This is a genomic window from Streptococcus equi subsp. zooepidemicus (assembly GCF_015689395.1).
GTDB lineage: Bacteria > Bacillota > Bacilli > Lactobacillales > Streptococcaceae > Streptococcus > Streptococcus equi.
Window position 1 is genome coordinate 25,992 of the sequence record NZ_CP065054.1, and the last position, 16,067, is coordinate 42,058.

General features: G+C 42.3%; 12 protein-coding genes. 11 read left to right on the plus strand and 1 reads right to left on the minus strand.

Annotated features, from left to right (window positions below; genetic code table 11):
- Positions 1–95: 95 nt before the first annotated feature.
- The 11 genes from pcsB (at position 96) to purH (ending at position 14,514) form a co-directional block, all read left to right on the plus strand.
- Positions 96–1,274: a peptidoglycan hydrolase PcsB gene (gene pcsB, locus I2432_RS00195; protein ID WP_165628003.1), complete on the plus strand. Its 1,179-nt coding sequence runs from the start codon at positions 96–98 to the stop codon at positions 1,272–1,274.
- A gap of 104 nt (positions 1,275–1,378) precedes the next feature.
- On the plus strand, positions 1,379–2,341 hold the full coding sequence (locus tag I2432_RS00200) for a ribose-phosphate diphosphokinase (RefSeq protein ID WP_021320231.1): 963 nt from the start codon (positions 1,379–1,381) through the stop codon (positions 2,339–2,341).
- A 358-nt stretch (positions 2,342–2,699) separates the two neighbouring features.
- Positions 2,700–3,470, plus strand: a complete 771-nt coding sequence (gene recO, locus I2432_RS00205; protein WP_206158860.1) for a DNA repair protein RecO — start codon at positions 2,700–2,702, stop codon at positions 3,468–3,470.
- 115 nt (positions 3,471–3,585) lie between these two features.
- Positions 3,586–4,593, plus strand: coding sequence for a phosphate acyltransferase PlsX (gene plsX, locus I2432_RS00210; protein ID WP_206158861.1), 1,008 nt, complete (start codon positions 3,586–3,588; stop codon positions 4,591–4,593).
- Positions 4,586–4,834 (plus strand): phosphopantetheine-binding protein, encoded by a 249-nt coding sequence (locus I2432_RS00215; protein ID WP_206158862.1) that lies wholly within the window; start codon positions 4,586–4,588, stop codon positions 4,832–4,834. The genes plsX and I2432_RS00215 overlap by 8 nt, the downstream gene beginning before the upstream one ends.
- A gap of 147 nt (positions 4,835–4,981) precedes the next feature.
- Entirely contained in the window at positions 4,982–5,692 is a 711-nt protein-coding gene (gene purC / locus I2432_RS00220; protein WP_206158863.1) for a phosphoribosylaminoimidazolesuccinocarboxamide synthase, read from the plus strand.
- 178 nt (positions 5,693–5,870) lie between these two features.
- Complete coding sequence (locus I2432_RS00225; RefSeq protein ID WP_206158864.1) at positions 5,871–9,611, plus strand: phosphoribosylformylglycinamidine synthase; 3,741 nt, start codon at positions 5,871–5,873, stop codon at positions 9,609–9,611.
- Positions 9,612–9,729: 118 nt separating this feature from the next.
- Positions 9,730–11,187, plus strand: a complete 1,458-nt coding sequence (gene purF, locus I2432_RS00230) for an amidophosphoribosyltransferase (protein ID WP_206158865.1) — start codon at positions 9,730–9,732, stop codon at positions 11,185–11,187.
- Positions 11,188–11,243: 56 nt separating this feature from the next.
- A complete protein-coding gene (gene purM / locus I2432_RS00235; RefSeq protein WP_206158866.1) occupies positions 11,244–12,266 on the plus strand; it encodes a phosphoribosylformylglycinamidine cyclo-ligase in 1,023 nt (340 codons plus the stop codon).
- Positions 12,263–12,820 carry a phosphoribosylglycinamide formyltransferase gene (gene purN / locus I2432_RS00240; protein WP_012678772.1) on the plus strand — a complete coding sequence of 186 codons (558 nt, stop codon included), beginning with the start codon at positions 12,263–12,265 and terminating at the stop codon, positions 12,818–12,820. Before purM ends, purN begins: the two co-directional genes overlap by 4 nt.
- A 146-nt stretch (positions 12,821–12,966) precedes the next feature.
- Positions 12,967–14,514: a bifunctional phosphoribosylaminoimidazolecarboxamide formyltransferase/IMP cyclohydrolase gene (gene purH / locus I2432_RS00245; RefSeq protein WP_043038324.1), complete on the plus strand. Its 1,548-nt coding sequence runs from the start codon at positions 12,967–12,969 to the stop codon at positions 14,512–14,514.
- 178 nt (positions 14,515–14,692) lie between these two features.
- Here the strand turns inward: purH and I2432_RS00250 are convergent, their stop codons facing one another.
- Positions 14,693–15,952 (minus strand): ISL3-like element ISSeq1 family transposase, encoded by a 1,260-nt coding sequence (locus I2432_RS00250; protein WP_014622390.1) that lies wholly within the window; start codon positions 15,950–15,952, stop codon positions 14,693–14,695.
- Positions 15,953–16,067: the final 115 nt, after the last annotated feature.

A 16,067-nucleotide genomic window follows, 5' to 3' on the forward strand; every position in this document is an offset into this window, starting at 1 on the left:
TTATTACATACAACTGTAACAGATGCGTAACATTAAACGCTTGATTTTTTGATAGAATATAATGTGTCTTATCGAAAAGGAGTAATTTTTTTAGTATGAAAAAAAGAATTCTATCAGCGGTTCTTGTAAGCGGTGTGACCCTTGGAACAGCAACTACAGTGGGAGCGGATGATTTAAGTGCTAAGATTGCCGAGAAAGAATCACTTATTTCAACTCTTACTAAAGAGCAACAGGCAGCGAAGAAGCAAGTAGTGGCTTTGCAAAGTCAGGTTAGCTCATTACAATCTGAACAAGAAAGGTTAGTCGCTAAAAATGGTGAGCTTGAAGTGCGATCTGCTCAGTTTGAGCAGGAGATTCAAGTGCTTGCCAGTCAAATTATTGCTCGTAATGAAAAGTTAAAAGGACAGGCTCGTAGTGCTCAAAAGGGAAATACGTTAGGTTACCTCAATGCACTTTTGAATTCTAAGTCAATTTCTGACGTTATTACTCGTTTGGTTGCTATTAATAGAGCTGTGTCAGCCAATGCACAGATGTTGGAAAAGCAAAAGGCTGATAAGCTTTCTCTTGAAGAAAAGCAACAGGAAAACCAAGAAGCGATTAATACAATTGCTTCAAATATTACAGCAATTGAATCAAACCAAGTAGCTTTAAAGACTCAACAAGCAGATTTAGAGGTTGCCAAGGTAGATTTGGCGCTTCAATTAGCAACTGCTGAGGACGAGAAGGCTAGCTTGATTACCCGTAAAGAGGCTGCAGAGCAGGCAGCAGCTCAAGCCAAGGCTCAGGCAGAGCAGGAAGCAGCAGCCAGAGCAGCACAGGCTCAAGCTCAAGCACAGTCTGTAGCGGCAGCTCAAGCAGCAGTGACTCAAGCCGTACCAACACCAGCTCCAGCGCAGGCACAGCCTGTTGTGGCGCCAGCAGCTATGGTTTCAGCACCAGCGGTGTCGTATGCGTATGATCCTTCTAATCCGTACCCTGTCGGCCAATGTACTTGGGGAGTTAAGGCTTTAGCTCCTTGGGTTGGCAATTATTGGGGAAATGGTGGTCAATGGGCATCAAGTGCAGCGGCAGCAGGTTTCCGTGTAGGTGGAACACCAATGGTTGGCTCTGTTGTTGTGTGGAATGATGGTGGCTATGGTCACGTTGCTTACGTAACAGGTGTTCAGGGTGGACAGATTCAAGTTATGGAAGCCAACTATGCTGGAAATCAATCTATTGGCAATTATCGTGGTTGGTTTAGCCCAGGTGCTGTATCGTATATTTATCCAAATTAGAAAATAAGTAAAGGTAAGAATCAGGATTCTTACCTTTTTATTTCCATTGAAAAATTGATTGAAAAGGGTTAAAATGGTATAGGATCAAAACTTTGGAGGAAAAAATGTCTTATTCTGATTTAAAGCTGTTTGCATTATCGTCAAACAAGGAATTAGCAGAAAAAGTTGCTGCTGCGATGGGAATTCAACTTGGGAAGTCTACGGTTCGCCAGTTTTCAGATGGTGAGATTCAGGTCAATATTGAGGAATCAATACGTGGACACCATGTTTTTATTTTGCAGTCAACAAGCTCGCCTGTTAATGATAACCTAATGGAAATTCTAATTATGGTTGATGCTTTAAAGCGTGCCAGTGCTGAGAAAATTTCTGTGGTAATGCCTTATTATGGCTATGCTCGTCAGGATCGTAAGGCTCGTTCGCGTGAGCCTATTACCTCTAAATTGGTTGCTAATATGCTAGAGGTGGCGGGTGTTGATCGTTTATTGACTGTTGATTTACATGCTGCGCAGATTCAAGGCTTCTTTGATATTCCTGTTGATCATCTCATGGGAGCACCTTTAATTGCTGATTATTTTGATCGTCATGGTCTAGTAGGTGATGACGTTGTTGTTGTTAGTCCAGATCATGGTGGTGTGACGCGTGCTCGTAAGCTGGCACAATTCCTCCAAACGCCAATTGCTATTATTGATAAGCGTCGTAGTGTTGATAAAATGAATACCAGTGAGGTGATGAACATCATTGGTAGTGTCGAAGGTAAAAAATGTATTCTGATTGATGATATGATTGATACTGCTGGCACTATCTGTCATGCCGCTGATGCGCTTGCTGAAGCAGGAGCAACAGCAGTTTATGCGTCATGTACTCACCCAGTGCTGTCAGGACCAGCTCTTGATAATATTCAAAAATCAGCGATTGAAAAATTGATTGTTTTGGATACGATCTATTTACCAGAAGAAAGACTGATTGATAAGATTGAACAAATCTCTATTGCAGATTTGATTGCGGAAGCTATCATTCGTATCCATGAAAAACGTCCATTGTCACCCCTATTTGAATTAGGGAAGTGATCGGGTTAGCCTGAGGTAGTAAGCCTTAGGCTTTTTTGTGTTTTAAAAGGCTGTTTGACTATCAAAGCAGTGTTTGATCTAACGTTATAGATGTGTTGCGATGTTTTGTGGTAGGTGCTGAGCTATTATAATAAAAAGTCACATGTAGGTGCTATGTTCAAATAGCTAGCCTTGTGATTCATATAGCTATGGCTAGTGACTGTTGAGCTTCTTATGCTCAGAGTCGTTAGGATCCTTAAATCCAGTGTTAGTCATGCAATTTTCCTGGATTTTGGGTATAATATAGCTGTATTAAGGTGCTTTAAAGTCTAGTAAGAAAGGCATGAGTATTAGCTGAGAAGCTTGGTTGTGGAGATGTATGCGTATTCAGAGATCACTTGGTATTGTCTTGTACAATAAAAATTATCGTGAAGATGATAAGCTCGTAAAAATATTTACAGAAGCGGCAGGCAAGCGTATGTTTTTCGTGAAACATAGCGGTCGCTCTAGGCTAGCTCCTGTGATTCAGCCTTTAACAGCTGCTGATTTTCTCTTGAAAATCAATGATTCGAGCCTTTCTTATATAGAGGATTATAATCAGGTGGAGGCTTATCGGCACATTAATGAAGATTTTTTTAGGCTATCTTATGCTAGTTATGTCTTGGCTCTGGCTGATGCGGCTATTTCAGATAATGAGCCTGATCCTCATTTGTTTGCTTTTTTGAAAAAGACACTTGATTTGATGGAAGAAGGGCTAGATTATGACATTTTAACGAATATCCTTGAGATCCAGATTTTGGATCGTTTTGGGGTGAGAATGAATTTTCATGATTGTGTTTTTTGCCACAGAACCAATCTGCCCTTTGATTTTTCGCATAAGTATTCAGGTGTTCTTTGTCCGCAGCACTACCATGAGGATGAGGGGCGATATGGCTTGGATCCCAATGTGATTTATTTGCTTAATCGCTTTCAAACGATTAATATTGATGAGCTAAGGACTATTTCTGTGAATACTGGTATGAAAAAAAAGCTTCGTCTTTTTATTGATGCCTTGTATGAGGATTATGTCGGTATTCGTCTAAAAAGTAAGGTTTTTATTGATGATTTGGCTAAGTGGGGAGATATTATGAAAAACAAGCAGGGCTTGTGAGCTATTCAGGTGTGGATTTGTCCTTTTATGGGAATTGTCTGGGGAATATGCTATAATAGTTACGTTATTCTCTAGGATATTTTTCGTTAAGAAAAATAGGATTAAAGGAGCAAAAATGAAAAAAATTGCAATAGACGCTATGGGTGGTGATCATGCCCCTAAAGCTATTGTTGAGGGTGTTAATCAGGCGATAGAGGTCTTTTCAGATATTGAGATTCAGCTTTATGGCGATCAATCAAGGATTGAGTCTTACTTGGTTAAATCAGATCGTGTGTCCATTGTTCATACAGATGAAAAAATTAATTCTGATGATGAGCCAGCAAAGGCTATTCGTCGTAAGAAGAATGCTTCTATGGTTTTAGCTGCAAGGGCAGTTAAGGATGGTCGGGCTGATGCAGTTCTTTCGGCAGGTAATACAGGCGCCTTGTTAGCTGCTGGTTTGTTTATTATTGGTCGTATCAAGGGAGTGGATCGTCCTGGTTTGCTATCAACTCTACCAACAGTTGATGGTTCAGGCTTTGACATGTTAGATTTGGGTGCCAATGCTGAAAACACAGCAGAGCATTTACACCAATATGCTATTTTAGGCTCTTTTTATGCAAAACATGTGCGTGGTATTGCCAAGCCTCGGATTGGCTTGCTTAATAATGGTACTGAGGCAACTAAGGGTGATTCTCTTCGCAAGGAGGTCTATAATTTTTTAGCTTCAGACAGCAGCCTACAGTTTATTGGGAATGTTGAGGCAAGAGATTTGATGTCTGGCGTGGCAGATGTTGTGGTAGCAGATGGCTTTACAGGAAATGCTGTTTTGAAGTCGATTGAAGGCACTGCTATGAGTATTATGGGACAATTGAAATCAGCTATAGCAGCAGGTGGTGTCAAGGCAAAGCTTGGAGCTCTTTTATTGAAGGGAAGTCTTTATGACTTAAAGCATACTTTAGATTATTCTAGTGCGGGCGGGGCTGTATTGTTTGGCCTTAAAGCACCTCTTGTGAAATCACATGGTTCTAGTGATGCCAAGGCTATTTTTCATACCATCAAGCAGGTTCGTACGATGCTAGAAACAGATGTAGTTAGCCAATTAGTTAAGGAGTTTTCTAAGGAGAGTGATGTAAATGACTGAGGAAGTTATTTTAGAGAAAATCATCGCATTAATCAAGAAGCAAAGAAGTCGTATAGACTTTGATATTACAGAAAAAACAGCACTAAAGGATGATTTAGGAATAGATTCGATTGAGCTGGTAGAGTTTGTTATTAATATCGAAGATGAATTTGGTATTGATATTCCTGATGAAGATGTTGATGGCATGGTATCTATGGGAGATATGCTAAATTATTTGGTCAAGCGTTTAAACCAAAGCTAAATAGTTTTAAAAGAGCACCAGCTCTTTTTTGTTTCCGAAAAACGAACATTATAAGTTTATTTTATATTAAATGTAAATAAATGTTGAATATTTAGTATGTTTGTGGTATTGTTTAGATATCAAATGCAAAGAAAGGCGAACAAATAAGTGTCTAATCAACTCATTTATTCAGGTAAGGCAAAGGATATCTATGAAACAGCCGATGACGGGATTGTCTTAATCTCCTACAAGGATCAGGTCACTATGCTAAATGGAGCACATAAGGAAATGATTGAAGGAAAAGGGAGCCTTAATAATCAGATTTCTGCCTTAATCTTTGATAGGCTAAATAGGGTTGGCGTATCAACTCATTTTATTAAGCAATTATCCGAGACAGAACAGTTAAATAAAAGGGTTGCGATTATTCCTTTGGAGGTTGTTTTACGAAACGTGGCCGCTGGCTCATTTTCAAAGCGCTTTGGTGTTAAAGAAGGTCAGGCTTTGGACGAGCCAATTATTGAGCTTTATTACAAGAATGACGCTTTAGATGATCCTTTCATTAATGATGAGCATGTCAGCTTTTTAAAGCTTGCGACTGATGAGCAGATAGCCTACATCAAACAAGAGACGCATCGTATTAATGCTTATTTGAAGGAGTGGTTTGCTAGTGTTGGGTTGACACTGATTGATTTTAAACTAGAATTTGGCTTTGATAAGGAGGGAAGGCTTATCCTTGCTGATGAGTTTTCTCCGGATAATTGCCGCTTGTGGGATCATACGGGGCGTCATATGGATAAGGACGTTTTTCGTCGTCAGCTTGGCAGTTTGACGCAAGCCTATGAGACTGTTTTAGAAAGGCTAAGAGCATTGGATCAATAAAGACCAGCTTATTTGTTGTCAGTTAAGAAAGGGAGCTCTTTTTTGTCCGTCATGTAAGAAAATAAATCAGTTCAGACTATTTGAGCTGCTGTCTAAGAAAGGCTGTCTGCTATTGGAGAAAAGAGTCAGGCTAGTTCTTATTTTGGGCTGGTTTCTGATTGGACTTGGTATATTAACTATGAATAAACGTATTTTTGTTGAAAAGAAGGCTGATTTTCAGATTAAGGCCCAGGCCTTGTTAAAGGAATTGAGACATCAGCTGCAGTTAAAGACACTGGTTGAGTTGCGTATTGTGCAGGTTTATGATGTGTTTCATTTGGATCAGGAGCTGCTTTTAATAGCTATAAAGCATGTTTTCTCTGATCAGGTCACTGATCAGGTATTGTCAGAAGAAGCTTTACAAGCAGATTTAAAAAGGTATGCCTTTTTTGCGATTGAAGCTCTGCCTGGACAGTTTGATCAGCGTGCGGCAAGCTCTCAGGAAGCCTTATTGTTGTTAGGAGCCTCAACTGATGTGACTGTTTTGACCTCACAGCTTTATTTGGTCAATCAAGACATTGCTGCTGAAGAATTAGAAACTTTAAAGCAGTACTTGTTAAATCCAGTGGATTCTAGGTTTAAGGACATATTAGCCGGTCTTGACGATCAGAATTTTTCAGTAGCAGATAAAGTGATTCCAACGCTTGATGTTTTTAATGATTATACAGCGGAAGATTTTGCTCGTTACAAGTCTGAGCAGGGTCTAGCAATGGAAGTGGAGGATCTGCTGTTTATTCAGGATTATTTCAAGTCAAAGGGGCGAGTGCCAACAGAGACTGAATTAAGGGTTTTGGATACGTATTGGTCTGATCATTGTCGCCACACAACCTTTGAAACAGAGCTGAAAACGCTTGATTTTTCAGCTTCTCATTTTGAAAAGCAGCTCCAAGCTACCTATGAGACCTACCTTGCTATGCGTGATGAGCTAGGTCGATCTGAAAGGCCTCAAACGCTTATGGATATGGCTACCATTTTTGGACGTTATGAAAGAGCTAATGGTCGTTTAGAGGATTTGGAGGTTTCAGATGAAATCAATGCTTGCTCAGTGGAAATTGAGGTAGATGTTGATGGTGTCAAGGAGCCTTGGCTGCTCATGTTTAAAAATGAAACACATAATCACCCAACAGAAATTGAACCCTTTGGGGGTGCTGCAACCTGTATTGGTGGAGCTATTCGTGATCCTCTGTCAGGCCGTTCCTACGTTTATCAAGCCATGCGGCTTTCTGGTGCAGGAGACATTACAAGCCCGCTGTCAGAGACTCGTAAGGGCAAATTACCACAGCAGGTTATTTCGAGGCAAGCAGCACATGGTTACTCGTCATATGGCAATCAAATTGGGCTAGCGACTACTTATGTTCGTGAGTATTTTCACCCAGGCTTTGTTGCCAAACGTATGGAGCTTGGTGCGGTAGTTGGTGCTGCACCCAAGGAAAATGTGGTTCGTGAAAAGCCAAGGACAGGTGACGTGGTGGTTTTGCTTGGTGGGAAAACAGGACGTGATGGTATTGGTGGTGCGACAGGATCATCTAAGGTTCAGACAGTTGAGTCTGTAGAAACAGCTGGTGCAGAGGTCCAAAAAGGAAATGCCATTGAGGAGCGTAAAATCCAACGTCTTTTTCGTCGTGGCGATGTGACACGCCTCATCAAAAAGTCAAATGATTTTGGTGCTGGTGGTGTTTGTGTAGCCATTGGGGAGCTTGCTGCTGGTCTTAACATTAACTTAGATAAGATTCCTTTAAAATATGCTGGGCTAAATGGAACAGAAATTGCCATTTCAGAATCCCAAGAGCGTATGGCTGTCGTGATTTGTCCAAAGGATTTAGAGGCCTTTATGAGCGCCTGCCATAAGGAAAATATCCATGCTGCTGTTGTGGCAGCTGTGACAGAAAAACCGAATCTTGTTATGACCTGGAATGGGCAGACGATTGTTGATATTGAACGCTCATTTTTAGAGACAAATGGTGTGCGCGTGTCTGTTGCTGCTAAGGTTGTTGACAGTGGTGCGCCAATACCAGAAGCTCGTCAAACTACTGCTGAGACACTTGAAGCAGATACCATTGCTGTCTTATCAGACCTGAACCATGCTAGTCAAAAGGGTTTGCAAACACTATTTGATAGCTCAGTGGGTCGCTCTACAGTAATACATCCGCTTGGTGGGCGCTATCAAATGACACCTGTTGAAGGCTCTGTTCAGAAATTACCAGTTCAACATGGAGTGACAAAGACAGCCTCTGTCATCGCTCAAGGCTATCACCCTTATATAGCCGAATGGTCACCTTATCATGGTGCTGCTTATGCTGTGATTGAGGCGACCGCTCGCCTGGTTGCAACAGGTAGCCATTGGCATAAGGCACGCTTTTCATATCAGGAATATTTCCAAAGAATGGATAAGCAGGCAGAGCGCTTTGGTCAACCGGTGGCAGCCTTGCTTGGAGCAATTGAAGCACAGGTTCAGCTTGGCTTGCCTTCTATTGGAGGTAAGGATTCAATGTCTGGTAGCTTTGAGGAATTGACAGTGCCGCCGACCTTGGTTGCCTTTGGTGTGACGACTGCTCATGTAGATCATATCCTTTCACCAGAATTTAAAGCTGCTGGCGAGAATATTTACTATATTCCAGGACAGGCTATTTCGGAAGTGATTGATTTTGAGCTGATCAAATCCAATTTTAGGAGCTTTGCAGCCATTCAGGCAAGGCATAAGATTAGCTCAGCTTCAGCTGTTAAATACGGTGGTATTATTGAAACACTTGCTCTTGCAGCCTTTGGTAATCAGTTAGGGGCTTGTGTAACCTTGGCAGAGCTTGACAGGAGCTTAACAGCTCAGCTTGGTGGCTTTATCTTTACATCAAAAGAGGAAATCACAGGTGTTATCAAGCTTGGTCAGACCACTAGTGACTTTACATTGGTTGTCAATGATGTCAAGCTATCTGGAGCTCGTCTCTTAAAGGCTTTTGAAGGGAGCCTGGAGCAGGTTTACCCGACGGTATTTCAGCAGGCAGGTGACTTACAGCCTGTTCCTGTAGTGACAACAGCACTTGCTGCTCAGTTTAAGGAAAAAATAGCTCAGCCAGTTGTGTATATTCCAGTTTTTCCAGGAACTAACTCAGAATATGATTCGGCTAAGGCCTTTGAAAGAGAGGGCGCAAGGGTGAACTTGGTGCCTTTTGTTACCTTGAATGAGGCAGCTATTGACGCTTCAGTTAACACGATGGTTGACCATATTCACCAAGCTCATATTATCTTCCTTGCAGGTGGTTTTTCAGCGGCAGATGAGCCAGATGGTTCGGCTAAATTTATTGTTAATATCCTGTTGAATGAAAAGGTTCGGGCAGCGATTGACACCTTTATTGAAAAGGGCGGCTTGATTATCGGTATTTGCAATGGCTTTCAAGCTTTGGTCAAGTCAGGGCTGTTGCCATATGGACGTTTTGAGGCTATACATGAGGCTAGTCCAACTCTGTTTTATAATGATGCCAATCAGCATGTGGCTAAAATGGTAGAAACGCGTATTGCCAATACCAATTCTCCTTGGCTAGCAGGTGTCAAGGTGGGTGATATTCATGCTGTTGCAGTGTCGCATGGAGAGGGCAAGCTTGTGGTAACAGAAAGAGAATTAGCAGAGCTTTGTGAAAATGGTCAGATTTTCAGCCAGTATGTTGACCTTGATGGCAAACCAAGCATGGATAGCAGGTATAATCCAAATGGCTCTGTCAATGCTATTGAAGGTCTTACCAGCAAAAATGGTCAGATTATCGGTAAGATGGGACATTCAGAGCGCTTTGAAGAGGGACTTTTCCAAAATATTCCGGGCAGTAAGGATCAATTCTTATTCCGAAGTGCGGTGCATTATTTTAGAGGAAACCATGCGGACATTAACTGATCTTGGATAGGAGCTTGCAATGTCTAAGATAGCTGGTATTATTGCTCAGCCTAGCTGCTGATCCTAGCTTAGTTAATGACACAATCATAATTAAAAGGGCATTGGCCCAGAGGTAAAGATGATATATGACGTAAAATCTCTTAACGAGGAGTGTGGTGTTTTTGGTATTTGGGGGCACCCACATGCCGCTCAAGTGACTTATTTTGGGCTTCATAGCCTACAGCACCGCGGTCAAGAGGGAGCAGGTATTGTTTCAAATGATAGTGGGGAGCTTCATCAGCATCGTGATGTAGGTCTCTTGTCAGAGGTGTTTAAGGATCCATCTGCTCTGGATAAGCTAAAGGGACATGCTGCCATTGGTCATGTGCGGTATGCAACTGCTGGGACGGCTTCCATTAATAATATTCAGCCCTTTTTATACCGTTTTACAGACGCTCAATTTGGCTTGTGCCACAATGGTAATTTGACTAATGCTATGTCATTGAAAAAAGCGTTAGAGAGTGAGGGAGCTATTTTTAATGCTTCTTCTGATACAGAAATTCTAATGCACTTGATTCGTCGCAGTCATCATCCAGAATTTTTAGGAAAGGTAAAAGAGGCACTCAATACTGTTAAAGGTGGCTTTGCTTACCTGCTGATGACAGAGCACCAGCTGATAGCAGCACTTGATCCAAACGGCTTTAGGCCGTTGTCTATAGGCCGTATGAAAAATGGGGCTTGGGTCGTCTCAAGTGAAACCTGTGCCTTTGAAGTGGTCGGTGCAAAGTGGGTTCGCGATGTGATGCCAGGTGAGGTCATTATCATTGATGATCAGGGGATCACCTATGACTGCTATACGACTACTACGCAGCTGGCTATCTGCTCTATGGAATATATTTACTTTGCGCGTCCTGATTCAACCATTGCTGGAGTCAATGTTCACACCGCTCGCAAGCGAATGGGAAAGAGATTGGCTCAGGAATTTCAGCATGAGGCTGATATTGTGGTTGGTGTGCCAAATTCCTCATTATCAGCGGCAATGGGCTTTGCAGAAGCATCAGGCCTGCCAAATGAAATGGGATTGGTCAAGAATCAATATACCCAACGAACCTTTATCCAACCAACTCAAGAGCTTCGTGAGCAGGGAGTTCGAATGAAGCTTTCAGCTGTTTCGGGTGTTGTCAAGGGTAAAAGAGTTGTGATGGTAGATGATTCCATCGTCAGAGGGACAACCTCACGACGCATTGTCAATTTGCTGCGTGAAGCAGGAGCTACAGAGGTTCATGTAGCAATTGGTAGCCCTGAGCTCAAATACCCTTGCTTTTATGGGATTGATATTCAGACAAGACGGGAGCTGATTTCAGCTAATCATACTGCTGCTGAGGTCTGTGATATTATCGGTGCTGATAGCCTGACTTATTTGTCACTTGATGGGTTTATCGAGGCTATTGGACTTGATACAAAAGCACCAAATGGTGGGCTTTGTGTGGCTTATTTTGACGGTCAGTATCCAACGCCGCTTTATGACTATGAGGAGGCTTATCTCAAGAGCTTAGAAGAAAAGGTAAGCTTTCACATTGATCAGGTGACGAAGTAGCACTTTATGGCTAACACAGAATAAATGATCTAGGCAGCTAAAATAAGGAGGAGAAAATGTCTAAAAATGCTTATGCTCAATCAGGTGTTGATGTTGAAGCAGGCTATGAGCTTGTTGAGCGAATAAAAAAGCATGCAGAGCGTACCAAACGATTGGGTGTTATGGGAGGTCTAGGAGGCTTTGGTGGCCTGTTTGACCTGTCAAAGACCGCTATTAAGGAGCCTGTTTTGGTTTCAGGGACAGATGGCGTCGGAACAAAGCTAATGCTTGCAATCCAGTACGATAAGCATGACACGATTGGTCAGGATTGTGTGGCGATGTGTGTCAATGATATTATTGCAGCAGGTGCCGAACCCCTGTATTTTCTTGATTATCTTGCAGCAGGAAAAAATGAGCCTGCCAAATTAGAGCAGGTGGTTGCAGGTATTGCTGAGGGCTGTGTTCAAGCAGGTGTTGCTCTTATTGGTGGAGAAACTGCTGAGATGCCTGGTATGTATGGCCAAAAGGACTATGATCTTGCTGGCTTTGCGGTTGGTATTGCTGAGAAATCTCAGCTGATTGATGGCTCAAGGGTGACTGAGGGAGATCATCTCTTGGGCTTGGCATCAAGTGGGATTCATTCAAATGGTTATTCCTTGGTTCGTCGTATTTTTGCTGATTATACTGGTGATGAGGTGCTTCCAGAGCTTGATGGGAAAAAGCTTAAGGAGGTACTTCTTGAGCCAACTCGTATTTATGTCAAGGCTGTGTTACCACTCATTAAAAGCGGCTTAGTGGCAGGAATCGCTCATATTACGGGTGGCGGCTTTATTGAAAACCTACCTCGTATGTTTTCCAAAGAACTAGCCGCTGAAATTGAAGAAGCCAGCTTACCTGTGCTGCCCATTTTTAAAGTCCTTGAGACATATGGTAAGATCAATCATGAAGAAATGTTTGAGATTTTTAATATGGGTATTGGCATGGTGCTTGCTGTCAAGCCTGAGCACGTTGAGCAGGTGAAGGCCTGTCTTGATGAGCCTGTGTATGACATTGGTCGCGTTGTGACCAGAACAGTTGCTAGTGTGGTGATGAAGCCATGACAAGAATTGCCGTTTTTGCTTCTGGTAATGGCTCCAATTTTCAAACGATTGCAGAACAGTTTCCGGTTGCCTTTGTTTTTTCTGATCATTGCGATGCTCATGTTTTAAGTAGAGCCTGTGCTTTGGGTGTTCTGTCCTACAGCTTTGAACTAAAGGACTTTGAGAATAAGCAAGCCTATGAGCAGACTCTTGTGGCATTGCTGCAGCGGCATCAGATTGATCTCATCGTCCTTGCCGGCTATATGAAAATTGTGAGTACAACCTTACTTGATGCTTACGAAGGAAAAATCATCAACATTCACCCAGCTTATTTGCCAGAATTTCCAGGAGCACATGGTATTTTAGATGCTTGGCAAGCAGGTGTTAGCCAGTCAGGAGTGACTGTTCATTGGGTTGATAGTGGTATTGATACAGGAAAAATCATCAAACAGGTACGAGTACCACGTTTGAGTGATGATACTCTTGAAAGCTTTGAAGCCAGAATTCATGAAGCAGAATACCAATTGTATCCAGAGGTATTGGATAGTCTTGGAGTAGAGCGGCTTAACCGCTGATTGTGTAAGATTAATAACTATTTTCCTTGTTGTGGCATGTCGTTTATCATAGCAGCTGCGCTAATGGTGGCTAACAAAGGCTAGAAGACTTGTTTGATGATGGCACTGCTATTGAGGAAAATAGACTTTTCTAAGGAGAACTTAAAATGACTAAACGCGCCTTAATTAGCGTATCAGATAAAAGAGGGATTGTGGACCTTGCTAGGGAGCTTAAGCATCTTGGCTGGGATATTATATCAACAGGAGGAACAAGGCTTGCTCTTGAAGAGGCTGGTGTAGTTACTGTTGCTATTGACGATGTGACAGGCTTTCCTGAAATGATGGACGGACGGGTAAAAACGCTGCACCCTCTCATTCATGGTGGCTTACTTGCTCGTCGTGACATTGAGCACCACTTACAGGCAGCAAAGCAAAACAGGATTGAATTAATAGACCTTGTTGTTGTTAACCTTTATCCCTTCAAAGAAACCATTTGCCGTCCAGATGTCACTTATGATGTCGCTGTTGATATGGTTGATATTGGTGGTCCTTCACTGCTGCGTTCAGCGGCTAAAAATCATGCTAGTGTTACGGTAGTGGTTGATCCGACAGATTATCCGCTCGTTTTAGGAGAGTTGGCTAGCACTGGCAGTACAAGTTACCAAACCCGTCAAAGCTTAGCAGCTAAAGCTTTTCGCCATACTGCAGCCTATGATGCAGTGATTGCAGATTATTTTACAAGACAAGCAGGTGAGACAAAGCCTGAAAAGCTCACGCTTACCTATGATTTGAAGCAAAGCATGCGTTACGGTGAAAATCCTCAACAGGCTGCAGATTTTTACCAAAGAGCGCTCCCAACAACCTATTCAATTGCTTCAGCCAAGCAGCTAAATGGAAAAGAGCTATCATTCAACAATATTCGTGATGCAGATGCTGCGATTCGTATTATTCGTGATTTTAAGGAGCGTCCAACCGTTGTAGCACTCAAGCATATGAATCCATGTGGTATTGGTCAGGCAGATGATATTGAGACAGCTTGGGATTTTGCTTATGCAGCTGATCCGGTGTCTATCTTTGGTGGTATTGTTGTCCTAAATCGTGAGGTGGATCTAGCGACAGCGGAGAAGCTTCATGCTATTTTTCTTGAATTGATCATTGCACCAGGCTATTCCAAAGAAGCGCTAGCTGTTCTCACCCATAAAAAGAAGCACTTGCGAATTCTTGAATTGCCATTTGCTGCTCAGGAGGCTAGTGAAATAGAAGCAGAATATACAGGAGTTCTTGGTGGTCTACTAGTGCAAAATCAAGATGTTGTCACAGAGTCTCCGGCAGATTGGATAGTGGTGACAAAGCGTCAGCCAAATGAACAGGAAATGGCTGCTCTAGCATTTGCTTGGAAAACCATCAAATATGTCAAGTCTAATGCGATTGTCATTGCTAATGATCATATGACTTTGGGCGTTGGTCCAGGGCAAACAAACCGAATAGCCTCTGTTCGTATTGCTATTGCGCAAGCAACGGGGCAGCTTGAGGGAGCAGTTCTTGCTAGCGATGCCTTCTTCCCATTTGCAGACAGCATTGAAGAAATTGCTGCCGCTGGTATCAAGGCTATTATCCAGCCTGGAGGCTCTATTCGTGATTCAGAATCTATTGCAGCTGCTGATCAGCATGGTATAACCATGATTTTCACAGGTGTGAGACATTTTAGACATTAATAAAGTAAAAAGAGACTGGAGCCAAAAGAGTTGCACTTTAGAAATTCTTGGTTAATATACTTTATTACCTAGCTGGATTCATTAAAAAGCAAACAAGTCTAGTTTTCTGAGATTATGAAAACTAGACTTGTTTGCTTGTTTTATGGCTCCATGTCAACTGTAGTGGGTAGTTGACAAGCTAACATCTGGAGAGGACCAAATTGGTCTTCTCTTTTTTCATATTGATAGCGATCAAAATCCGTCTTTTAAAGTTTTCAAAGTTCCGAAATCCAAAAGCATTGCGCTTGATGACTTTGATGAGATTATTGGTAGCCTCCAGTTTAGCGTTAGAATAAGGCAAATCCAGTGCGTTCTCAATCTTGTCTCTGTCTTTTAAAAAGGTCTTGAAAACGGTCTGAAAGAGAGGATTGCTGCTGTCTATCTGCTCCTCAATCAGGCCGAAAAAGTGGTCAGCTTGCTTTTCCTGGAAGTGAAAAAGCAGAAGCTGATAAAGGTCATAATGCTTTCTAAGCTCGTCAGAGTAGCTCAAAAGCCGCTCGACCACCTCCTTGTTTGTCAAATGCATGCGAAAAGTCGGGCGGTAAAAACGCTTGTCACTGAGTTTGCTACTATCTTGTTGAATCAGCTTCCAGTAACGTTTCAAAGCCTTGTATTCGTGGGATTTTCGATCAAAAGAGTTCATGATTTGAGTACGGATACGGTTCATGGCACGTCCCAAATGTTGCACAATGTGGAAACGATCAAGGACAATCTGAGCGTTTGGGAAAAGCATCTTAGCCAGGTTGTAATAGGGGGTAAACATATCCATGGTGATGAGTTTAACGTCGTTTCTGACCTGCCGAGGATATCTCAGGAAGTGGTTGCGAATGACAGCTTTCGTCCGTCCATCCAAAATAGCGATGATGTTGTTGGTGTCAAAGTCCTGAGCAATAAAGCTCATCTTGCCCTTCTTAAAGGCATATTCATCCCAGGACATATGTTCGGGTAAATAAGTCAAATGAGACTTGAACGTGAACTCGTTGAGCTTTCGCATGACGGTTGAGGTGGAGATGGATAGTCTATCAGCGATAGCGGTCATGGAGACTTTCTCGATGAGAAGCTGGGCCACCTTCTGTTTGACGATGGTTGGTATTTGATGGTTTTTAGGGACTAGAGAAGTCTCAGCGACAGTAATTTTTCCGCAAAACTGACATTTGAAACGGCGCTTTTTGAGGCGAATCAAAGTCTTGTAGCCTGCGCAATCGAGAAAAGGGACCTTGGATTCCCGTTGGAAGTCGTACTTGCCCATCTGACTTTGGCAGTTAGGGCAAGGTGGGGCATCGTAGTCAAGGACAGCTTTCAATTCCTTATGAGTTTTCATGTCGTGTATTTCTTTGGAGAATGTGATATGAGGGTCTTTAATTCCCAGTAGTTGTGTGATAACATGTGATTGTTCCATATGAGTCTTTCTAAATGATAGTTTAGTCGCTTTTCATTATAGGTCATATGGGACTTTTTTGATACTCATAAAGCCCTATAACCCCTGCAGTGGACTTACCCACTACAGAAATTAT

Excerpts from the sequence above, each read along its gene's own strand:
- purH (WP_043038324.1), top strand. The coding sequence starts at position 12,967 with ATGACTAAACGCGCCTTAATTAGCGTATCAGATAAAAGAGGGATTGTG.
- purN (WP_012678772.1), top strand. The coding sequence starts at position 12,263 with ATGACAAGAATTGCCGTTTTTGCTTCTGGTAATGGCTCCAATTTTCAA.
- I2432_RS00225 (WP_206158864.1), top strand. The coding sequence starts at position 5,871 with ATGAATAAACGTATTTTTGTTGAAAAGAAGGCTGATTTTCAGATTAAG.
- I2432_RS00250 (WP_014622390.1), bottom strand. The coding sequence starts at position 15,952 with ATGGAACAATCACATGTTATCACACAACTACTGGGAATTAAAGACCCT.
- recO (WP_206158860.1), top strand. The coding sequence starts at position 2,700 with ATGCGTATTCAGAGATCACTTGGTATTGTCTTGTACAATAAAAATTAT.
- I2432_RS00200 (WP_021320231.1), top strand. The coding sequence starts at position 1,379 with ATGTCTTATTCTGATTTAAAGCTGTTTGCATTATCGTCAAACAAGGAA.
- plsX (WP_206158861.1), top strand. The coding sequence starts at position 3,586 with ATGAAAAAAATTGCAATAGACGCTATGGGTGGTGATCATGCCCCTAAA.
- I2432_RS00215 (WP_206158862.1), top strand. The coding sequence starts at position 4,586 with ATGACTGAGGAAGTTATTTTAGAGAAAATCATCGCATTAATCAAGAAG.
- purF (WP_206158865.1), top strand. The coding sequence starts at position 9,730 with ATGATATATGACGTAAAATCTCTTAACGAGGAGTGTGGTGTTTTTGGT.
- purM (WP_206158866.1), top strand. The coding sequence starts at position 11,244 with ATGTCTAAAAATGCTTATGCTCAATCAGGTGTTGATGTTGAAGCAGGC.
- pcsB (WP_165628003.1), top strand. The coding sequence starts at position 96 with ATGAAAAAAAGAATTCTATCAGCGGTTCTTGTAAGCGGTGTGACCCTT.